12 protein-coding genes and 2 pseudogenes are annotated in these 17,759 nt (G+C 63.5%); 5 read left to right on the top strand and 9 right to left on the bottom strand.

What is annotated here, in order from left to right; genetic code table 11:
• On the top strand, positions 1–555 hold a 555-nt coding region (locus WT24_RS02925), incomplete at its 5' end, for an IS256 family transposase (protein ID WP_156441729.1).
• A 179-nt stretch (positions 556–734) separates the two neighbouring features.
• Positions 735–1,385, top strand: coding sequence for a hypothetical protein (locus tag WT24_RS32025; protein ID WP_082742071.1), 651 nt, complete (start codon positions 735–737; stop codon positions 1,383–1,385).
• Between the two features lie 125 nt (positions 1,386–1,510).
• On the opposite strand, the pseudogene WT24_RS02920 reads toward WT24_RS32025, so the two are convergent.
• The 9 genes and pseudogenes from WT24_RS02920 to WT24_RS02890 all read right to left on the bottom strand — a co-directional run.
• Positions 1,511–1,873: pseudogene (locus WT24_RS02920) on the bottom strand (RHS repeat-associated core domain-containing protein); the annotation flags it as partial.
• Positions 1,874–1,927: 54 nt separating this feature from the next.
• Positions 1,928–2,137: a hypothetical protein gene (locus WT24_RS34115; RefSeq protein WP_156440532.1), complete on the bottom strand. Its 210-nt coding sequence runs from the start codon at positions 2,135–2,137 to the stop codon at positions 1,928–1,930.
• Between the two features lie 506 nt (positions 2,138–2,643).
• Positions 2,644–3,084, bottom strand: coding sequence for a hypothetical protein (locus WT24_RS32020; RefSeq protein WP_257127412.1), 441 nt, complete (start codon positions 3,082–3,084; stop codon positions 2,644–2,646).
• Between the two features lie 5 nt (positions 3,085–3,089).
• Complete coding sequence (locus WT24_RS02915) at positions 3,090–7,715, bottom strand: DUF6531 domain-containing protein (RefSeq protein WP_257127411.1); 4,626 nt, start codon at positions 7,713–7,715, stop codon at positions 3,090–3,092.
• Between the two features lie 7 nt (positions 7,716–7,722).
• Entirely contained in the window at positions 7,723–8,145 is a 423-nt protein-coding gene (locus WT24_RS02910; RefSeq protein ID WP_006484761.1) for a DcrB-related protein, read from the bottom strand.
• 21 nt (positions 8,146–8,166) lie between these two features.
• Positions 8,167–10,287: a type VI secretion system Vgr family protein gene (locus tag WT24_RS02905; RefSeq protein ID WP_060031099.1), complete on the bottom strand. Its 2,121-nt coding sequence runs from the start codon at positions 10,285–10,287 to the stop codon at positions 8,167–8,169.
• Between the two features lie 359 nt (positions 10,288–10,646).
• The gene (locus WT24_RS02900; RefSeq protein WP_059502388.1) at positions 10,647–11,156 is read right to left on the bottom strand and encodes an OmpA family protein; all 510 of its coding nucleotides are present in this window, start codon (positions 11,154–11,156) and stop codon (positions 10,647–10,649) included.
• 86 nt (positions 11,157–11,242) lie between these two features.
• Positions 11,243–12,511 carry a diguanylate cyclase domain-containing protein gene (locus tag WT24_RS02895; RefSeq protein ID WP_059502386.1) on the bottom strand — a complete coding sequence of 423 codons (1,269 nt, stop codon included), beginning with the start codon at positions 12,509–12,511 and terminating at the stop codon, positions 11,243–11,245.
• Positions 12,508–13,215: a YfiR family protein gene (locus WT24_RS02890; RefSeq protein WP_060031095.1), complete on the bottom strand. Its 708-nt coding sequence runs from the start codon at positions 13,213–13,215 to the stop codon at positions 12,508–12,510. Before WT24_RS02890 ends, WT24_RS02895 begins: the two co-directional genes overlap by 4 nt.
• A 625-nt stretch (positions 13,216–13,840) precedes the next feature.
• On the opposite strand from WT24_RS02890, the gene WT24_RS02885 reads away from it, so the two are divergent.
• The 3 genes and pseudogenes from WT24_RS02885 (at position 13,841) to WT24_RS02875 (ending at position 17,746) form a co-directional block, all read left to right on the top strand.
• Positions 13,841–14,728, top strand: coding sequence for a LysR family transcriptional regulator (locus WT24_RS02885; RefSeq protein WP_060031092.1), 888 nt, complete (start codon positions 13,841–13,843; stop codon positions 14,726–14,728).
• 169 nt (positions 14,729–14,897) lie between these two features.
• Positions 14,898–16,333: pseudogene (locus tag WT24_RS02880) on the top strand (amidohydrolase family protein).
• A gap of 72 nt (positions 16,334–16,405) precedes the next feature.
• The gene (locus WT24_RS02875; protein WP_082742069.1) at positions 16,406–17,746 is read left to right on the top strand and encodes an MFS transporter; all 1,341 of its coding nucleotides are present in this window, start codon (positions 16,406–16,408) and stop codon (positions 17,744–17,746) included.
• Positions 17,747–17,759: the final 13 nt, after the last annotated feature.

The following is a 17,759-nucleotide window of genomic DNA, read 5'->3' as shown; positions in this document are numbered from 1 at the left end:
CGCGGCGTTCACGACATCCTGATTGCCGTCACTGACGGGCTCAAGGGCATGCCCGAAGCGCTGGCCGCCGTATTCCCCGCCACCACGCTGCAGACCTGCATCGTCCACCTCATCCGCAACAGCCTCGATTACGCCAGTTGGAAAGACCGCCGGGGACTGGCCGCGGCGATCAAACCGATCTACGCCGCGCCCAGCGCGGAAGCCGCTCAGGCCGAACTCGATGCGTTTGCGGATGGGCCGTGGGGCCAGAAATTCCCGACTGTCAGTAGCGCGTGGCGCAACGCCTGGGATCGCGTGATCCCGTTCTTTGCGTTCCCTCCGGGTGTGCGCAAGATCATCTACACGACGAACGCGATTGAAAATATCAACTCGCAGCTGCGCAAGATCATCAAGACCCGTGGCCACTTCCCGAGCGACGAGGCCGCGACCAAACTCATCTGGCTGGCCTTGCGCAACATCACCGCGAATTGGGGAAGTGCCGCGCATGACTGGAAGACGGCCATGAACCAGTTCGCTATCCTTTACGCAGATCGATTCGTTCGGCCTTCCGTGTAATTACTCAACCTGCCTTGAACACGGAAATCCTGACACCCCCGTGAAATAATGCGAACTCGCTTCCGCAATCCAGCCAGCCTTCGTGCAAGTCGCGCCCGCCGCACCTCGCAATCGCCTCAGGGCCGCGTCGACACCCGCTCGTCGCCCCGCCGCCAGCCAGTGATCTGCCGTTTTGTCCAATGCACATCACCTGCTTCGGATCGCCCATGAATTGCCCTTTCCGCCTGTGTTCCGCCGCCGCGATCGCGTGCGCGCTCTCTGTTTCGACTTCCCATGCTTCGGAACGCGATACGCTGACCGATCGATCGGCCGGTGCCAATGTGTTCCGCTCGGAGCGGCGTGCGGTTGCTCGGGATGACGGGCATGCTGCGCGGATGAGCCGTCGAAGCGTGCAGTTCGCCGCCCCCACCGAACGTAGCCCGTTCGATACGCCGGATACGCGGCCGTTGCAGGTGACAAGAGATGCGCTCGTGGCATCGCCGCCTTCTTTTAAACACGAACCCGATTTTCTCTCGGCTCCGAACCGCGTCGCGCTTGGCGCGGGCGGGAGCGACAGTTTGGGTCGCGCAGTGCCCGGGTATGAGCAGCGCGAGCAGCACTGGAACGAATACCTGCGCGCGACCGGCTCTCGGTCAGTTGGAAGTGGGGGGGTGTATGCGCCCCAGCGGCCGTACGATGCACCTCGCGGTCCGCACGGCGCGCCGAATCCGTTCGATCCGTCGGTGCGGCAACCGGAGACGCGGACGTTCTACGACAACGGATCGGGGACGAAATGCACGGCTACCGGCGGTGCGGGGACGTCGCGGTCGTCTTGCGATATTGTTTGGTGATGCGGGGTTTTGGGTGGCTGGAGTTACGGCTGCCCTACCCTGTCCGGCGCGCTGCCGACGTCGCGCAGCGCGGCCGCCCCGGGCGCCCCCCGGCCGCTCAAACCCTTATCAATTTGAGAGTCGCTAGTCTCGCACGTAGCGAGGCCGAGGGGATCGAACTCGACGAAAGGATCGGCGACGTAACCTTGCGTCCGCAGCCCGCCCTCCAGTCCGATCGGATCGGAGCTGAGATACTGCCCGGAATCGGGATCGTAGTAGCGATTCAGGTTGTAGCTGAGCCCGGTCTCATCGTCTGCCCATTGACCAGGGAAGCGTAGCGTCGTATCGATCGGCGTGTTCTGTATGTCATTAGCTGCTCGCCTAACCGGCAGCAATTTTCCCCACAATGAATACGCGGCCCTCCACACCGGCTGGCCTTGTTCGTCGAACACGGCTCTCGGCAGGCCGGTCTGGTCGGTCAGGATCGAATATAGACCATCCTCGGTCTCCAGATCCGCAACCGCCGTAAGTTGGTTACGATTCGCACCGTTCTGAAAATGACCTCAGGGCAATTTCCGCGCCGGTTTATTCGCAGGTGCTTTTTGCCAAGCGAGCAATATCCCTGCTTCTCCACAAGCGTTGTTTACTGCGGTCAAATCTGCCTCCTCGACGGCCCAGAGCCACATATTGTCTGGAATACTTCTCAAGGAACCTCGAGACGAATCAGACATAATCCATTCCCTCAATGAAATATCATCGATGCGAATCTCCAAGTGATTCTCGTTGAGTACGTTCAAAGGATAAATCATCCTGAGTTTTTCTCAAAAAATTCCGGGACATTGCAACCAAACGAAATAGCCGGAACGCCAACTTCATTAAATACCTGAAATGCGGAAACTTCCCCATTCGATATTGTTGACCTCAGATCAGGGAGAGATGTTTCTTGATCGTCAACAGTTCTCTCCCCACCTCGAACGACGAATTTAAAAAAATATCGCCCTGGTTGCCTCCGAGCCCAATTGACGAAATAGATCTTCAGCCGCCTCTAGAGTGGAGACGGCCTGAGTCGGATCCATCCCGTAAATTGCAATTCCAGTACTCATACCCTCTCGATTGGACAACCACGCACTTCACGCCAAACAATGCAATAGCAATTCGTTGCAGCAAGCAGTCGTAGCGGCAACGACGCCCAATTACTGTCTTGCATATCCAGCACCACAGGCACATGACTGCCCTTGGTCACCACGCCTTTTTTCCGACGGGTCATATGGAATTTAATTTAAATAACTCTATTCCATGATCCATTTTCCGCCCTCTCAGGTTCCACGAATACCCAAATCGAATGACACTGAGAGCAACGATAGTACATTGCAGAACCTGCCGAGCCTGGGCCCTCGGAATCAAAAAGCGGCGGAACGATTTCCGTAAGAATTCCGCTTGCAACAGCAGCATCACGGCGTTGTGAATATTGCTGATACTCCATGCGCGACACGAACTGCTTGGGCAACCCGATACCACGGCAGTGCGTGCACGCGGGCAGCAACTGAGCGATCGCTCCGTTGCTCTGGGCTTCGCTTCCCCGCCGAAGCTTCAGCAACTGACCTCGTGGAATTTGTGCTTCGACGCGTGCTCCTTGGTTATCTAACCATGCGCGTAGCTGTTGCAAATCAACACCTCGATCGCGGTAGCGCCGAAACATATCTTGAATATCTTGATCCATGACGTTCACATTGATTTGTCGACTGGAATAATCCAGTCGTCAGACCACGATTTCGTTGTTCCCATGAACTGATTCTGTCCACCAGATCCTGCTGCCGGATAGAACGACGTTTCTGGCTCCCATCCAACCGAAAGTTTTCCTCCGAGCGGTCTTGGTACGGTTGCCGAAGAGAGCTCCGATGTCGGGATTTTCAACAATACGTCGGGCGGCCCCCAGTGTTGGAAAACCTGACCGCGATCCATCAGCACGCCTTGATTTGTCCCGACGTAGTCTGTCGACATGTACGTTCCTGCACCCTTATAGCCACTGATGCTGCCTTGCTTGCGGTAATTTTCAATAGCTTTCCACGTAGTTGCGCGATAGACGTAGTCCTGAGACGCAATCTTCTGATCCAAAGCGGCCTGTAGTGCATCGCCCTGATTTCGATTACGCATCAATTCGCGATATTGCTCCCGCGTCAGCGAACGCTCACCTGGCCCCGGGCGAACCCCCCGGCCGCTCAAACCCTTATCAATTTGAGAGTCGCTAGTCTCGCACGTAGCGAGGCCGAGGGGATCGAACTCGACGAAAGGATCGGCGACGTAACCTTGCGTCCGCAGCCCGCCCTCCAGTCCGATCGGATCGGAGCTGAGATACTGCCCGGAATCGGGATCGTAGTAGCGATTCAGGTTGTAGCTGAGCCCGGTCTCATCGTCTGCCCATTGACCAGGGAAGCGTAGCGTCGTGTCGATCGGCGTGTTGTGTATGTCGTTAGCTGCTCGCCTAACCGGCAGCAGTTTTCCCCACAACGAATACGCGGCCCTCCACACCGGCTGGCCTTGTTCGTCGAACACGGCTCTCGGCAGGCCGATCTGGTCGGTCAGGATCGGATATAGACCATCCTCGGTCTCCTGCGCGAGCGGGGAGAAACTGCCCGGCTCGATATGCCAGGTCACGACCTGACCAGTCGTACCGTCTCGCTGCTCGATCCAGCGCTCGGCCAGCGTCGGACCGTCCCATAGGAACTTCACGGTTTCGCGGCTGCCGAGTCGCTGCTTCTCGACTCGGCGGTTGAAAGCATCGTAGCGGTACAGCCACACCCCGCGTTCGGGCGTCGCAACCTTCACTAGCCGATTGAGCCCATCCCACGTGTATTGCCACGTCTTTGGCCGGAACCCGGGCTGTTCGACGGTCTTCTCGATCGTGCGGCCACGTGAGTCGTACCGATAGCGCGCATGGCCGATCCGTTCCGGCAGGCCGCCTCGGTGGTAATGGTGAGTATCCACGGGAGCCTGGCGCCCGTGCGCGGCAATGTTCATTGCCGCGTCGTAACGAAAGTGCTCCGCCGGCTGCAGCAAACTTTCTGCAGAAACGATCTGGCCGCGCGCGTCACGCCGGTACGTAAGCGTGTCGGCGTCGCTGTCGACGCGCTCTAGTTGTCCAGCGGCGTCGTAATGATAGACCTGTCGTGTCAATTGCTCGAGCGCATGGGCCGGGTCGGCTTGCAAGGCCTCGAATGCTACGGCAGGGCCCGCGATCTGTCGGCGGAGGCGGCCGAGCGCGTCGTATTGATGCTGAGTAACGAACGTCCCCGCTTGCCGACCGATTTCACGCCCCAGGCCGTCGCGATGGATCGTGAGCCCTCCGACCTGCGTCAGCGCACCCAGTGCATCGTATGCATAGGCCGTCTCCCGCCGCGGCGTCATCCGCAGACGCCGCTGCCCCTCAGCGTCGTAGACGTGCCGCAGCAGTTCGCCGTGCTGATCCTCGCCGATCAGTCGTCCGTTCCTGTCGTAAGCAAAGCGCGTCACATGAGCGTGCTCGCCTTGCACTTCGGCTGACGCCAATCGTCCACTCAAGTCATAGCGATACGCAAGCTTCACATCCCCAGCATCGACCTCGACGAGACGGTCGAAACCATCGTACGTGTAACGCCACTGTCCACCATCAGGCAGTGTTTTCGTGAGGAGGCGCCCGGCAGCGTCCCGCTCGTATTGGGTCGTGCGGCCGCCCCAGTCGATTTCCGTTGCGAGCCGCCCAGCTGCATCGTAGCGGTAGGTGTAGGCTTCACCCAGTGCGTTGACGACCTTGGTCAATCGCGTCGCGTGGTCGTACTCGAAACGCGTGGCATGGCCGGCAGCATCAATCGATGCCGTGAGCAGATCGAACGGACCATAGGTTCGCTGAGTCGTGCGACCGAGCGGATCGATCCACTCAACCGGCAAGCCCTCGCTGTTGTATTGCGCTTTCGAAACCGTACCATCGGGGCGCGTAATCGCTCTCAGATGGCCACGAGGATTGTCCGGGCCGTCGGTGTAGTCGAAGCGAGTCACATGCCCATCGGGCGACGTTTCCTCCAGTATCCGACCCAACAAGTCGACCTTGCGCCGAAAACGAGCGCCCGTCGGCAATACGATGTCGGTCAGTCGAAACCGGTCGTCGTAGTCGAGGCGAGTTTCGCGATCGCCAGCGACGATGCGCAGCAGTTCGCCGTTCGGGCCGTAGCGATAGGTCGTCTTGGTGCCATCCGGCTCGGTGCGTGCAATCAATCGGCGCAGATGATCGTACTCGAGCTTGATCCGGCCGCCGTTCGGCAAACTCGCTCCAGTGAGCAGCTGCGCGTCATCGTATTCGAAGCCAAGCGTGCGCCCCGAGCTGTCCGTAACGGAAATCAGTTGACCTTGCTCATCGTATCGATAGTCCGTCCGTCGCCCAAGCTGATCGATCCGGGCCATCATGCGGCCGAATTCCCATTCCGAGCGGATGCTATGGCCTAGCGGATCGGTTTCGGCGGTGACGAAACCCTCGTCGTTATAGTCGAAAATTCGTTCACCGTCGGCGTCGAAAACGCGCGTGCGGCCAGCGTCGTAGACAAACCGCCCGGTGTGATAGCCCTGACGAGTGCCCGTCTCGATCACTCGACCAGCGGTGTCGTACCGATATCGAACATCGGTCTGATCTGTGTCCCGCCATTGGGTCATCCAGCCGTGTTCGTCGTAGGCATAGTGAAACTCCCCGAACTGGAGGCTCGCCACGCGGCTGAGCATGCCGCCCTGGAAGCCATAGTCGACAAGCGTTCGCACATACCCTTCGGCATCGTGCAAAACGATCCGCTCGGGTTCACGTTCACGTCCGTGATAGGCCACTTCCACTCGATAGCCATCGCTATGGGCCAGGTTGCTCAAGCGACCCGTGGAATCGTAGGAGAAGGCAACCGTATTGCCGTCGAGGTCCTCGATCCGTTCGAGGCGAGACGAGCGCCCGTCGACGAGCGGCGCGAAAATACGCAGTTGCCGAGTGTCACGATCGAAGATGCGCGGCTCAAGGCGACTTCCAACCAGCCGATAACGCGGCTCACGCAGGTTAATGCCGTTGAGCGCCATATCCGGCGCGTCAAAGCCGATCACCAGACCTGCGCCATCGTGGAATCGCACGAAGCGGCCACCATCGAACGCCAATCGCTGCGACCAGTTGTCCGACCAGCGGTGACCGAGCAATCCATGATCGTCCGATCGAGTCCGATAGCGTCGTTTGAACTCAAGAGGCAGGATTCCAGGAATGGCCAGATCCGTGCGGATCTCCAGCATTTCTCCGGATACCGGATCAACCGGGTCCTTGCACTTCGGTCGATTCTCGTCCTTGGTACCCCTCTGCTCTGCCGATCGGGTGGGCTCGGGCCGGAATTTTTCGCGCACCGCCCGCAGCCCCTTGCCGCCAACTTTTCCAACTCCGCCGCCTACAATCCCGCCGATCAAACCCGCCAGGAATTCCTGCGTCGCGGACAGCTCCGGGTTCTTCGGGCCATAATTTCCAGTCGTCTTGTCGATCCAGATACTGTTGCGCCCCGAATTGACTTTGCCGCTGCAGTGGGTCTCGTGGCCGATCCGCACCAGCGGCAGCCCGTTGACGAACACGGTTTTGCTGCCGTCGACGAGCGCCTGCGGTGCGCTCGAATGGTGATCACACTTCACCAGATCCGTGACACGCGCGACCTTTTTGCCCTCGAAGTACACATTGTCCGATCCAGTCTTGATCTCCCCACAGTTGCTGCCCATGCTCTGACTGGCCGACGCAAGCGCACCGCCGAGCGTCAGGCCGCCCGCCAGGCACGCCCCGACGATCAACCCGCCGACGAGCCCGCCAGTCGCCACAGTAGCCGCCACCGCGACACCGATCGCCACCCCGACGGCAATGCCGGTGAGGATCCCCATAAACCCCGACGAATGCGCGATGCGATCGCCTACGCAGGCGGGATGCGGATCGCCGTGGCCGATCGTCAGGCCCAGTGCATCGCCGACCCGCGTGAATTGCCCGGAGAGCCATCCAGTGAAACCAACCTTGTCGAGTGCCCAGGCGCCACCGACTGCAATCGCGAGCGGAAGCATGACCGTGCCCGCCGCGACCGCGCCCGCACCCAGTGCCGCCCCGCCGGTCGCGCCACCAGCCAGCGCTGTACCGGCCGCACTCAGCCCGGCGGCCGTCCCCTCAACGGCGGTCAGGCCCGCATCGGCGCCAAGCATCCCGTAGTTGAGGTGCTCGTAAAACGGCTGCTCGGCCGCTTTCGCGGCTTCACCGTCCTCCAGCCTGGCGATCTGATCGAGACGTTCCTGTGCGCTGCCGCTCGGCTCGTCGTAATTCGGCGTGTCCGACATTGCAGCCTCAGATCGGATCGCGCAACTGAAGGCTCTGAATCACCGCCCGGATTTGTTCACGCTGGGTGTCACTCAGCGTGCCGGGCGCAGTAAAGGTGAGCATCAGGACAACCTGCCCGTATTCCACCATCGTCAGCCGCTGGTGAATGGGCGCCTGGTTGTTCGTCCAAGTAAACTCGTGCACATGCGCGGCGCGCCCGGATACGGTGGCGTCTTCATTTGCCACCTCGGCATAATCTGGAACCTGCTTCGCCACCTTCCGGATTTCGCTTGACACATATTCGGCGAACTTCATGCCCCACGGCAGTCGCTCGCGCGTGATCACGAAACTCACGCCCTCCGTGCCAGTCGCTGCCGACACAAATACGTTCATCGTTTTGTCCTGCCACTCCACGGGCAGCGCCAATGTGCCTTCCTGCATCTGGTACATGCTTTGTTATCCTTATTGGTATTAGCCGTTCTTCGGATTGATGTCGGTTCTAGCAGCCTGGATATTGATGTTGCTGTCATCCAGGTGGATCACCGACTCGCCCTTATAGATGTCGATCGAGTCAGCAGTCATGTGGATACGCGTGCCGCCGTCGCCGCCGATCTTGATCCAGAGCTCCTTGGCTTCCAGTGTGTGCACACCCTGCGGAGTCTGATGCAGCGTATTGCCCTGCATGACAACGTCCGACAGGTTGCCAACCGTGACAGCCGTCGTATGGTTGCCCTTGCCGACCTCGACGGTCCGGTCGCCTTTGAGAACTTGAGTCCATTGCGCGTCCTCGACAACGGTATGCATGTCTTTCTGCGCATGCATGTAGAACATCTGTGCGCCATTGACGTCGCTCATCAGCAACTCGTTCGACCCCTGCCCCTTGTGCGTCTGGCTCTTGATCCCCATCGTCTGGCCGGCCGCGCCATGATACGGGTTGCCCTGCTCGCCGTTGAACACGCGGCCGACGATCACCGGGTTATCCGGATCGCCCTGATTGAACGCCACCAGCACTTCCTGCTTGATCCGCGGAATCGCGGCCGCGCCCCAGCCGTCGCCCGCCCACGGTTGCGACACGCGCACCCACATCGAATCGGAGCCGTCCTTCTTGCCGCGCCGGTCCCACGGGAAATGCACCTTCACCGCGCTGCCGTTCGTATAGATTTCCTCGCCCTTCGGCCCGACGACGATCGCCGACTGCGTGCCGTGAATCACCGGCTTCGGCGTCGCGCGCGGCGCGCGGTACGGGATCTTCTTCGGCAGCAGCGAGAAGCTGTTGCGGTACGGCAGCTTCGCACTGTGCTGCGTATAGTCGTTCACGGCCTCGTGACGCACGTGCAGGATCACGTACTCCTGGTTGTTTTCGAGGACGGGGTGGTTCGCGACGGTCACGGCGCCCGCCGTCGTCATGCGCCACGCATAGCCGGCGCCGGTATAACGATGGGCTTGCGCCTCCTCGGCCTCCATCGCGTAACGCGCGTAGCGGTTGCCGTCGTCGCCGTGGTCGTACAGCGACTGGTGCTCGAACCGCTCGGTCGCATCGAGCCGCGCATGCTTGAGGTTTTGCGGCCCGGCCTCCACCAGCATCAGCGGCGATGACGGATTCTGGTGATTGAAGTCGCGGAACGTGACCTTGCCGACGCCGAAGCGCCGGCCTTCGTGCAACTGGTCGATGCCGCCGCCCTCGCTGGCCTCGGTCGCGGCGAACGGCACGGTGGCGAGCCCTTCGATCGGGCGGAACAGCAGGTTCGTGTCGCCGATCACGAGAAAGTGCTTATCCTTCTCGTAGCGGTGCGTCCACACGAGCCCCTCCTGCTCCATCAGCCGCGCGCAGAAGTTGTAGTAGCTCTCCTGGTACATCACGACGTACTCGAGCGGCTTCTGACTCGTCCGGATGTCGAACGTGAAATCGGAAAAACCGTGTTCCTGGAAGATCTCGGTGAGGATGTCCTGCGCGGTCTTGTTCTGGAAGATCCGGCAGTCGGTCGAGCGTGTCAGGAACCAGAACCATGGCACGGCCGTCAGGTGGTATTGCGTGACGTTCCCGGGGTTGCCGGCGCGGTCGAACGACGCGACGTAGCCGTCGAAATAGCGGTCGTTGTCGCCGGTGCCCGACGCCACGACGCGTTCGAGCGTCGACAGGCGCGCCTGCTGGTCGAAGCGGATCTTGACCTGCTGGCCGATCAGGTCCTCGGGCCGCAGGTCGTGGCGATGCGACAGCAGGTCGAGGTGGATTTCCGGCAAGCGGTTCACGTGCTCGTCGACGACGGCCGCGCTGACCAGCAGCACATCCGGGCCGAGCGGCGTGTCGAGCGTCACATAGCGGTTGAGCTGGGTCAGGCGTGCCGGGTTGGCTGCGCCGTTGATCGCCTCTGCAATCGCGCCGGGCGTCTTGTCCATCAGCGAGAAGCCGGTCTGCGCGAGCTGCATCGCGCGCTGGACGGTGTCGACGTGCCCGGCCAGGCCGGCGAGCGGCCCCAGGCTGCCGGCCACACTCGACGCCACCGGGCCGGCGAGGCCCCCGAGCGCGCTCAACGAGCCGAGCGCACTACCGCCCAATCCACTGGGAATACCCCCGTTCGGAGCGAAACTCATTCTTGTTCCTTGCGTGTGATCTCAGGTTCCATGAGCCGGCTCGCCGGCCCGCAGCCCCGATAATGTAGGGTAAAACCCGACCGCTTGAAAGATGCCCCGCAAACGTTTTCGTTCGGGCCCTGAAAATCCGAAAAAGAGACCACCGGCCGGGTGCCCGGAGGCGGCACGCCGCGCCGAAGCACCGCGACGGCCTGCAATGAAAACCGTGACACTGCATCCTCAGGCGTCTGCGTGACAATGGCAGGAAACAGTTAAAACGAACTGACCGCACCAAGGCATTCCGGGCGCAGTGTTTGAGCAACCATACTAGACAGCCTACTGGTCGGCAGGCGTGCAATCGATATCGCGGCGCACCTCCCTCACCGCGGCGAAACCACAATCGCCGCCCGCCGATTCTGCGCCCGCCCTGCCGGCGTCTTGTTGTCTCCTACCGGATCGCGCTTCCCTTTCCCGACGATCGCGATCCGCTTCGCATCGAGTCCGACGTCGACCAGTTCGACAGCAACGACCTCGGCCCGCCGTCTCGACAACTCCAAATCGTAAGCAGCCTCCCCCTCGTCGTCCGAGTACCCATAAACCCGCACCCCGTTGATTCCCGCCGACTGCAACGTCCGCCCGATCCGCTCGACGATCCGCCTGACATCCGGCTTGAGGTTGTACCGATCGAAATCGAACAGAATCGGCCCGGTCGAACCGAACTCGAATCCCTGCCCGGTCTCCTGGAACCCGGCCGACTTCAGCGCCGTGACCTGCGTCTGCGTCAGCCCGCGATGAAGCGGCGGCGTCTTGCAGCCCCCCAGCAGCATGCCCAGCAGCAGCGCACTCCCGACGCACATCCGCCCCATGCTCACAGGAAACGAGTGGTTCATTTCGCATCCCCTTCTATCGCGCCCGCTCTGCAAGCGCTTCTTTTAACCGCCGCTGCGGCCTCGCCCGCAGCGCGAGTCGATCAACGTCACACCGGCCCTGCAACGCTCTCCGCCAACCTCCACGATCCCGGCCGCGCGCGCTTGGCGCGGTACATCGCGATATCCGCCGCGCGCAGCAAGCCGCTCGCGTCCGACGCGTGATCGGGATACAGCGCAATGCCGGCACTCATCATGGTGGCCACCACGCGGCCGTCGGACAGCTCGATCGACAGCGCCATGCCGGACAAAATCTCGTCGGCGATCCGGCACACGCTGCCCGCTTCGGGCACCGTCGCCAGCATCACCGCAAACTCGTCGCCGCCCAGGCGCGCGACGAGATCGGCCTCGCGCACCCGCGTGCGCAGCCGCGACGCGATGCCGATCAGCACCGCGTCCCCGGCGTCGTGGCCGAGACAATCGTTGATCTCCTTGAAGCGGTCGCAGTCGAGATAAAGAACGGCGACGCGCTGCCCCGTCAACGTCGCATCGCAAAGCGCAAGCGCGAGGCGCGACTCGAACTGCACGCGGTTGGGCAACCCGGTGAGCGCATCGTGCGTCGCCTTGTGTTCGAGCGACGCGTTCTCGTCGCGCAGCGTGTTCTGCCAGTCTTCGAATTCGTCGAGCAGCGCGTTGAAGTCGTCGCCGAGCTGGTTCAGTTCGTCGATCGCCGCGGGCTCGACGCGGCGCCCGAACGCACGCTCGCGCCGCACCGCGTGCGCGACGCCCGCCAGCGCGCGCAGCGGCGAAACGATGTCGTGCAGCAGACGCTTGGAGCTGACATACGCACCGAACACGCTGAAGGCGAGACAGCCGAGAATGCCGCCGACGCCCCCGAGCAGGAAGCCGAAGAACTGATGTCCTCGGCCGCGTACGACGACGTGGCCGACGATGATGCCGTCATGCATCACCGGGGCGGTAACCGGCCCGGGTAGCGCCACGGCGGCGACGGCGCGCTCGAGCCGCGCGATCCCGTTTCCGGCCGGCAACTGCCACGTCGCGAAGAGTTGTCCCTTGCTGTCGGTGACGACTACCTGCGTGACGTCCTCGTCGCCGGCGATCATCCCGATCGCCTCGTTCGCCGCGATGCGATCGCCGAACACGAGCGCCGCCTCGACGGTATAACCGAGCGAGCGCGCCAGCAGGTTCAGGTTGTTGCCGGCATACGCTCGCAACGCGATCACGGCGACGACGATCAACGACACCGCGGCCATCGCGACGGCGACGAACGCGAGGCGCAGGTGCGCACGACGCAACACGCTTTGCAGCGTCGGGCGCGGCAGGCGCGAAGCGGAAACGGGGGGCGCGGACCGTGTCATGGCATCACCGGCCGTCGTGCGAGATTGAGCACGTTCGGGTGCACGCGCACGCCGCTGCGCGCCACGGCGTCGAGATTGATGTCGAACGACACGCGTTCGCCGTCGACGTTGAGACAGAACATGCCGCCTGCGGTGCAGGACGGATCGTGCTCCGAGATCGTCAGGACCGGATGGCCCGCCACTGCCGACCTCACCCGCGTTCTCTCGCCTTCGCTCAGGGTGCCGAGATAGACGACGTCGCAGACCATGCCGAGCGCGGGATCGTCGAAGCGCACGCGCTGCACGTCGAGCAGCGTCGAGCCTGCCTGCAGCGTGTCGGTCAGGCCGCGTGCATAGTCGGGCCGGCCCGTCACGCACAGATGCAGGCGAACCGGCGTCGTCGGCCAGCGCGTGAAGCTGATGATGCCGAGCACGACCTGACGCACGGCCGTGTCGTGTGAAGAAATGGCGAGATCGCGGGAATCGGCGGGGCTCGTGGCGGCGGCGATGCGTACGGTGTCGGGCGTATCGTCGGCATCGGCGGGAACCCCGGCGAGCACGGCGGGTGCCGCACTCAAAACGCAAACGATTGCGAGAAACGCGTGGCGCAGCGAAGCGGTTCGGCCAAGGCGGCCGGACGCCGTCCGCGCGGCCATTGCCGCCGCGCCCGTTGGCGCCGCTGCAGTCGCAAAACTGGCAGCGGACGCGCTCACTTTCGCATCCATGACGGGAACATCCGCTGGCGTCGGTCCCGACGCTGCCTACTGCCTCCCTCCATGCGCGTGCAGGTACCGAATTAACGCGCATGATTCCTTCATCTTAGGTAGAAAGTCGCGTGGACAACCAGTGGGATACACCCGGGAGAAATCGTGGGAAGTATGGGGAATTGGGGCTGTTTCGATGATTTGGGCGAGTGTGGCATCCATCGTTGGTTCAGTGCCAACGCCTGCGAATTGATCGCCGGATTGGATGCGCGGCTGTCTCAAACTTCATATGGTCTTACGTGGGGATATCAACCACAACGATCCTCGGCTCGGTGTGGGCTATCGACTACCTCGATTGATCTTGCTCGTCGTCCGCTCGACTGCCGATAACCGTCGTCACAGGACCAGCGTATGCACCGGACGCGAATGCTTGCCCATGCCCTGTCGGACGGGCGAACGCGATATCACCCACCCCACCGCCGACAAATCAAACGGCGTTCCTCAACCGCTTTCCCGTCTACCTGAACACCTCATGCGCGATCGTCGGCGTCACGACCGGGCTCGCTCTCCGATTTCGACGACAATGGCCGCTTGATCGCGGCGCGTCGTTCCGTGCCGCTGGATCGGACACGGAGCGCCCAGCGTCATGAAAGTCGAAAACTCGGAACTCGAAGCATTCGTCGCCGTCGCAAAGCTCGGCACGTTCCATCGCGCGGCGGAAAAGCTGAACCTGACCCAGCCCGGGCTGTCGCGCCGCATCCAGAAGCTCGAACAAACGCTCGGCGTCGAGTTGTTTCAGCGCACCACGCGCAGCGTGACGTTGACGGGCGTCGGCCGCCAGTTCCTGCCGATGGCGCGCGAGCAGATCGCGCAGCTCGGGATGATGCTGTCGTCGATCCAGGACATTGCGCAAAAGCGTTACGGCAAGGTGCGGCTTGCGTCGATCCCGACCGTCGTCGCGCAGGCGCTGCCCGACGTGCTGCGTCGCTACGCCGCGAAGTATCCGCACGTCGCCGTGCAGATTCTCGACGGCAATCATGACTTCGTGCTGTCGCAGGTGCGCGCGGGCATCGCCGAATTCGGCGTGAGCCTGCATCCCGGCGACGACGCCGATCTCCTGTTCGAACCGCTCTTCACCGACCGTTACGTGCTCGCAGCCCACGACGACGATCCGCTGGCGCGTGCGGACGCCGTCACGCTCGGGGAGTTGCGCCATGCGAAGCTGATCATCGGCGGTCGGGACAGCGGTAATCGCCTGCTGCTCGAAATGCTGATGGGTCAGGAAGCGGTACGAACACGCTGGTTCTACGAGGTCGAGCACATCTCGTGCGTTGCCGCATTGGTAGCGGCCGGGGTCGGTTGCGCGATCCTGCCCGAGAGCGCGCTGCAGGCGTACGGCTCGCCAGCGGTGCGCGCGGTACCGATCGCGAGCCCGACCATCGAGCGCACGGTCGGCATCGTGCGGCACCGCGCCATCTCGATGTCCAGCTTCGCGAGCGACCTCCATGCGCTGGTAAAGGCGTCGTTCGCGTAACGCTGCGCGGCGGCGCAGCGGCACAGCAACGCGCATTGATGCCGGTTTCGCATGAATCGCGAGCCGATCGGCATTGGACACCCGAAAAATGGCTGGGGACGATGGCGGCGAACATGAACGACGGAAACGGCTAGCGCGCCGGCTCCGGACGACTTCTGGAGGAGCCACCATGCATTTCGACGTGATCCTGCGTCGCGGCGAATTGATCGACGGCACCGGAGCCGCACGCTTCGAGGCCGATCTCGGCGTGACCGGCGAGCGCATCGCCGCCATCGGCGATCTGGGCGAGGCGACGGCCACGCACACGCTCGATGCGAGCGGCCTCGTCGTCGCGCCGGGCTTCATCGACAGCCACACGCACGACGACGCATTCGTGCTGACCGATCCCGACGTCGAGCCGAAGGTCGCCCAGGGCGTCACGACGGTGATCGCCGGCAATTGCGGCATCAGTCTCGCGCCGTTGCTCGCCGAACGCGACGTGCCGCAACCGCTCGACCTGCTGGGCGCCTGGCAGTCGTTCCGCTTCCCGTCCTTTCGCGCGTATCTCGACGCGCTCGACGCAACGCCCGCCGCCGTCAATACCGCGGCGCTGATCGGCCACTCGACGCTGCGCGTGCGGCACGTGGCCGATCTCGACCGCGCCGCCCATGCGGCCGAAATCGCGGCGATGGCGGCCGACGTGCGCGAAGCGATGGCGGCCGGTGCGTTCGGCGTCTCGTCGGGCACCTTCTACCCACCCGCCGCCGCCGCGACGACGGACGAACTGATCGACGTGTGCGCGCCGCTGCGCGAGACGGGCGGCGTGTTCGCGACGCACCTGCGCGACGAAACCGACGCGATCATCGCGTCGCTCGACGAAGCGTTCTCGATCGGGCGCGCGCTCGACGTGCGCGTCGTGCTCTCGCATCACAAGGTGGCCGGCAAGGCCAATCATGGCCGCTCGGTCGAAACGCTCGCGCATGTCGACGCGCAGCGCACGCGACAACCGCTGTGTCTGGACTGCCATCCGTATCCGGCCACGTCGACGATGCTGCGCGCGGATCGCATTCGCCAGTCGTCGCGCGTGATCCTCGCGTGGTCGAAGCCGCATCCCGAACTCGCGGGCCGCGACTTCCATGAACTGCTGCCGCTGTTCGGCGATTCCGTCGACGCCGCGATCGACGCGCTGCGCCCCGCCGGCGCGATCTACTTCGTGATGGACGAGGCGGATGTCGAGCGCATCATCCGTCACGAACTGACGATGGTCGGCTCCGATGGCCTGCCCAACGACATGCGCCCGCACCCGCGCTTGTGGGGCACGTTCCCGCGCGTGCTCGGCGAATTCTCCCGCGAGCGCGGCCTGTTCCCGCTCGAAACCGCCGTGCGCAAGATGACGGGCCTCACCGCCGAGCAGTTCGGCATCGCGGGGCGCGGACGGCTCGCGGTCGGCCATTACGCCGATCTCGTCGTGTTCGACCCCGCCCGCGTGATCGATCGCGCGACGTTCGCGAGCCGAAACTACGCCCCGAAGGCATCGAGCACGTGTTCGTCAACGGGCGGCCCGTGCTCGAACATGGCCGGCACACCGGCACGCGTCCCGGCCGGGCGCTGCGCCGCGGCATCTAGAACCGGCCGATCGACGGCGCGCGGTCGCGGTGTCGCGGCAGCCGCCGCGGAGTTCAACTGCACGGAGTCACCATGACGAATCCCAACGGTGCCGCCACGCCGCGCGGCATGCAAGCCGGCCCGCCCGCGCTCGCGGAAGCCGCCGCTCCCAGCCTCGACGCGCTGTATGCGCGCTTGAGCCGACGCATCATTCCGCTGATCCTGGTCTGCTATTTCTTCGGCTATCTCGACCGCGTCAACGTCGGCTTCGCGAAGCTGCAGATGGTGACGGACCTGCATCTCACGGACGCGGCCTACGGCGTCGGCGCGGGCCTGTTCTTCGTCGGCTACCTGCTGCTGCAGGTGCCGGCCGGCTGGCTCGTGCGGCGGATCGGCGTGAAGCGCTGTCTCGCCGGCTCGATGCTGACGTGGGGCGCCGTGTCGGTCGCCACGCTCGCGACCCGCGACACCGTGAGCTTCTACGCGCTGCGCTTCCTGCTCGGCGTGACCGAAGCGAGCTTCTTTCCGGCCGTGATCGCATACTTCAGCGTGTGGTTTCCGTCGCACCGGCTCGCGAAGGTCATGGCCTTCCTGTTTCTCGCGATGCCGCTCGGCGTGATCGTCGGCGGGCCGCTGTCGGGCTGGATCATGGACGCCACGCACGGCGGCTTCGGGCTGCGCGGCTGGCAGTGGATGTTCGTGATCGAAGGCCTGCCGGCCATCGTGCTCGGCCTGTACCTGCTCGTGCGTGTGACGGACCGGATCGACGATGCAACCTGGCTGACCGATACGGAAAAGCGGATGATTCACGCGGAGATGGCGCGGGAAGCAGCCGGCAAGCGCACCCACCTCCGCGCCGCGCTGCGCGAGCCGACCCTGTGGCTGCTGTTCGCGACGTCGTTCCTCTACAACGTCGGCAACTATGGGCTCGTGTTCTGGATGCCGACGATGATCAAGGCGCTCGGGTCGTCGAGCAACCTCGAAACCGGCTTGATCGGCGCCATCCCCTACCTGGTCGCGTCGGTCGCGATGGTCGCGAACGCGCAGCATTCGGTGCGGACCGGCGAGCGACGCTGGCATACGGCGCTGCCGGTCGCGATCGGCGGCGTCGCGCTGCTCGCGAGCCTCGGCATGCGCGCGCATCCCGTGCTCGCGGTCGCGTGCCTGACCGTCGGCGTGGCCGGCATCATGAGCACGCTCGCGATGTTCTGGAGCCTGCCGTCGCGAATTCTCGCGGGAGAAGCGGCTGCGGGCGGCGCCGGGCTCGTCAACATCGGCGCGGCCGTCGCCGGGTTCGTCGGCCCGACGCTGATGGGCTATGCCACCGGATTGACGGGCAGCACCGAGCCAGGCGTCGCGCTGCTCGCCTTCACGCTGTTCGCCGCGGCCGCGCTGATCCTGTCGATTCCGCGCCGGCTCATGGTGCGCACGTGAGCGCGGCGCCGTC

This window comes from Burkholderia sp. MSMB1078WGS (assembly GCF_001528895.1).
Classification (GTDB): domain Bacteria; phylum Pseudomonadota; class Gammaproteobacteria; order Burkholderiales; family Burkholderiaceae; genus Burkholderia.
Note: the sequence above shows the minus strand (reverse complement) of the source record. Positions and strands in the feature narration are given on the sequence as shown.

What these genes read in the sequence shown, in the direction of transcription:
- WT24_RS32025 (WP_082742071.1), top strand. Translation starts at nt 735, where the DNA reads ATGCACATCACCTGCTTCGGATCGCCCATGAATTGCCCTTTCCGCCTG.
- WT24_RS32020 (WP_257127412.1), bottom strand. Translation starts at nt 3,084, where the DNA reads ATGGATCAAGATATTCAAGATATGTTTCGGCGCTACCGCGATCGAGGT.
- WT24_RS02915 (WP_257127411.1), bottom strand. Translation starts at nt 7,715, where the DNA reads ATGTCGGACACGCCGAATTACGACGAGCCGAGCGGCAGCGCACAGGAA.
- WT24_RS02910 (WP_006484761.1), bottom strand. Translation starts at nt 8,145, where the DNA reads ATGTACCAGATGCAGGAAGGCACATTGGCGCTGCCCGTGGAGTGGCAG.
- WT24_RS02905 (WP_060031099.1), bottom strand. Translation starts at nt 10,287, where the DNA reads ATGAGTTTCGCTCCGAACGGGGGTATTCCCAGTGGATTGGGCGGTAGT.
- WT24_RS02900 (WP_059502388.1), bottom strand. Translation starts at nt 11,156, where the DNA reads ATGAACCACTCGTTTCCTGTGAGCATGGGGCGGATGTGCGTCGGGAGT.
- WT24_RS02895 (WP_059502386.1), bottom strand. Translation starts at nt 12,511, where the DNA reads ATGACACGGTCCGCGCCCCCCGTTTCCGCTTCGCGCCTGCCGCGCCCG.
- WT24_RS02890 (WP_060031095.1), bottom strand. Translation starts at nt 13,215, where the DNA reads ATGGATGCGAAAGTGAGCGCGTCCGCTGCCAGTTTTGCGACTGCAGCG.
- WT24_RS02885 (WP_060031092.1), top strand. Translation starts at nt 13,841, where the DNA reads ATGAAAGTCGAAAACTCGGAACTCGAAGCATTCGTCGCCGTCGCAAAG.
- WT24_RS02875 (WP_082742069.1), top strand. Translation starts at nt 16,406, where the DNA reads ATGACGAATCCCAACGGTGCCGCCACGCCGCGCGGCATGCAAGCCGGC.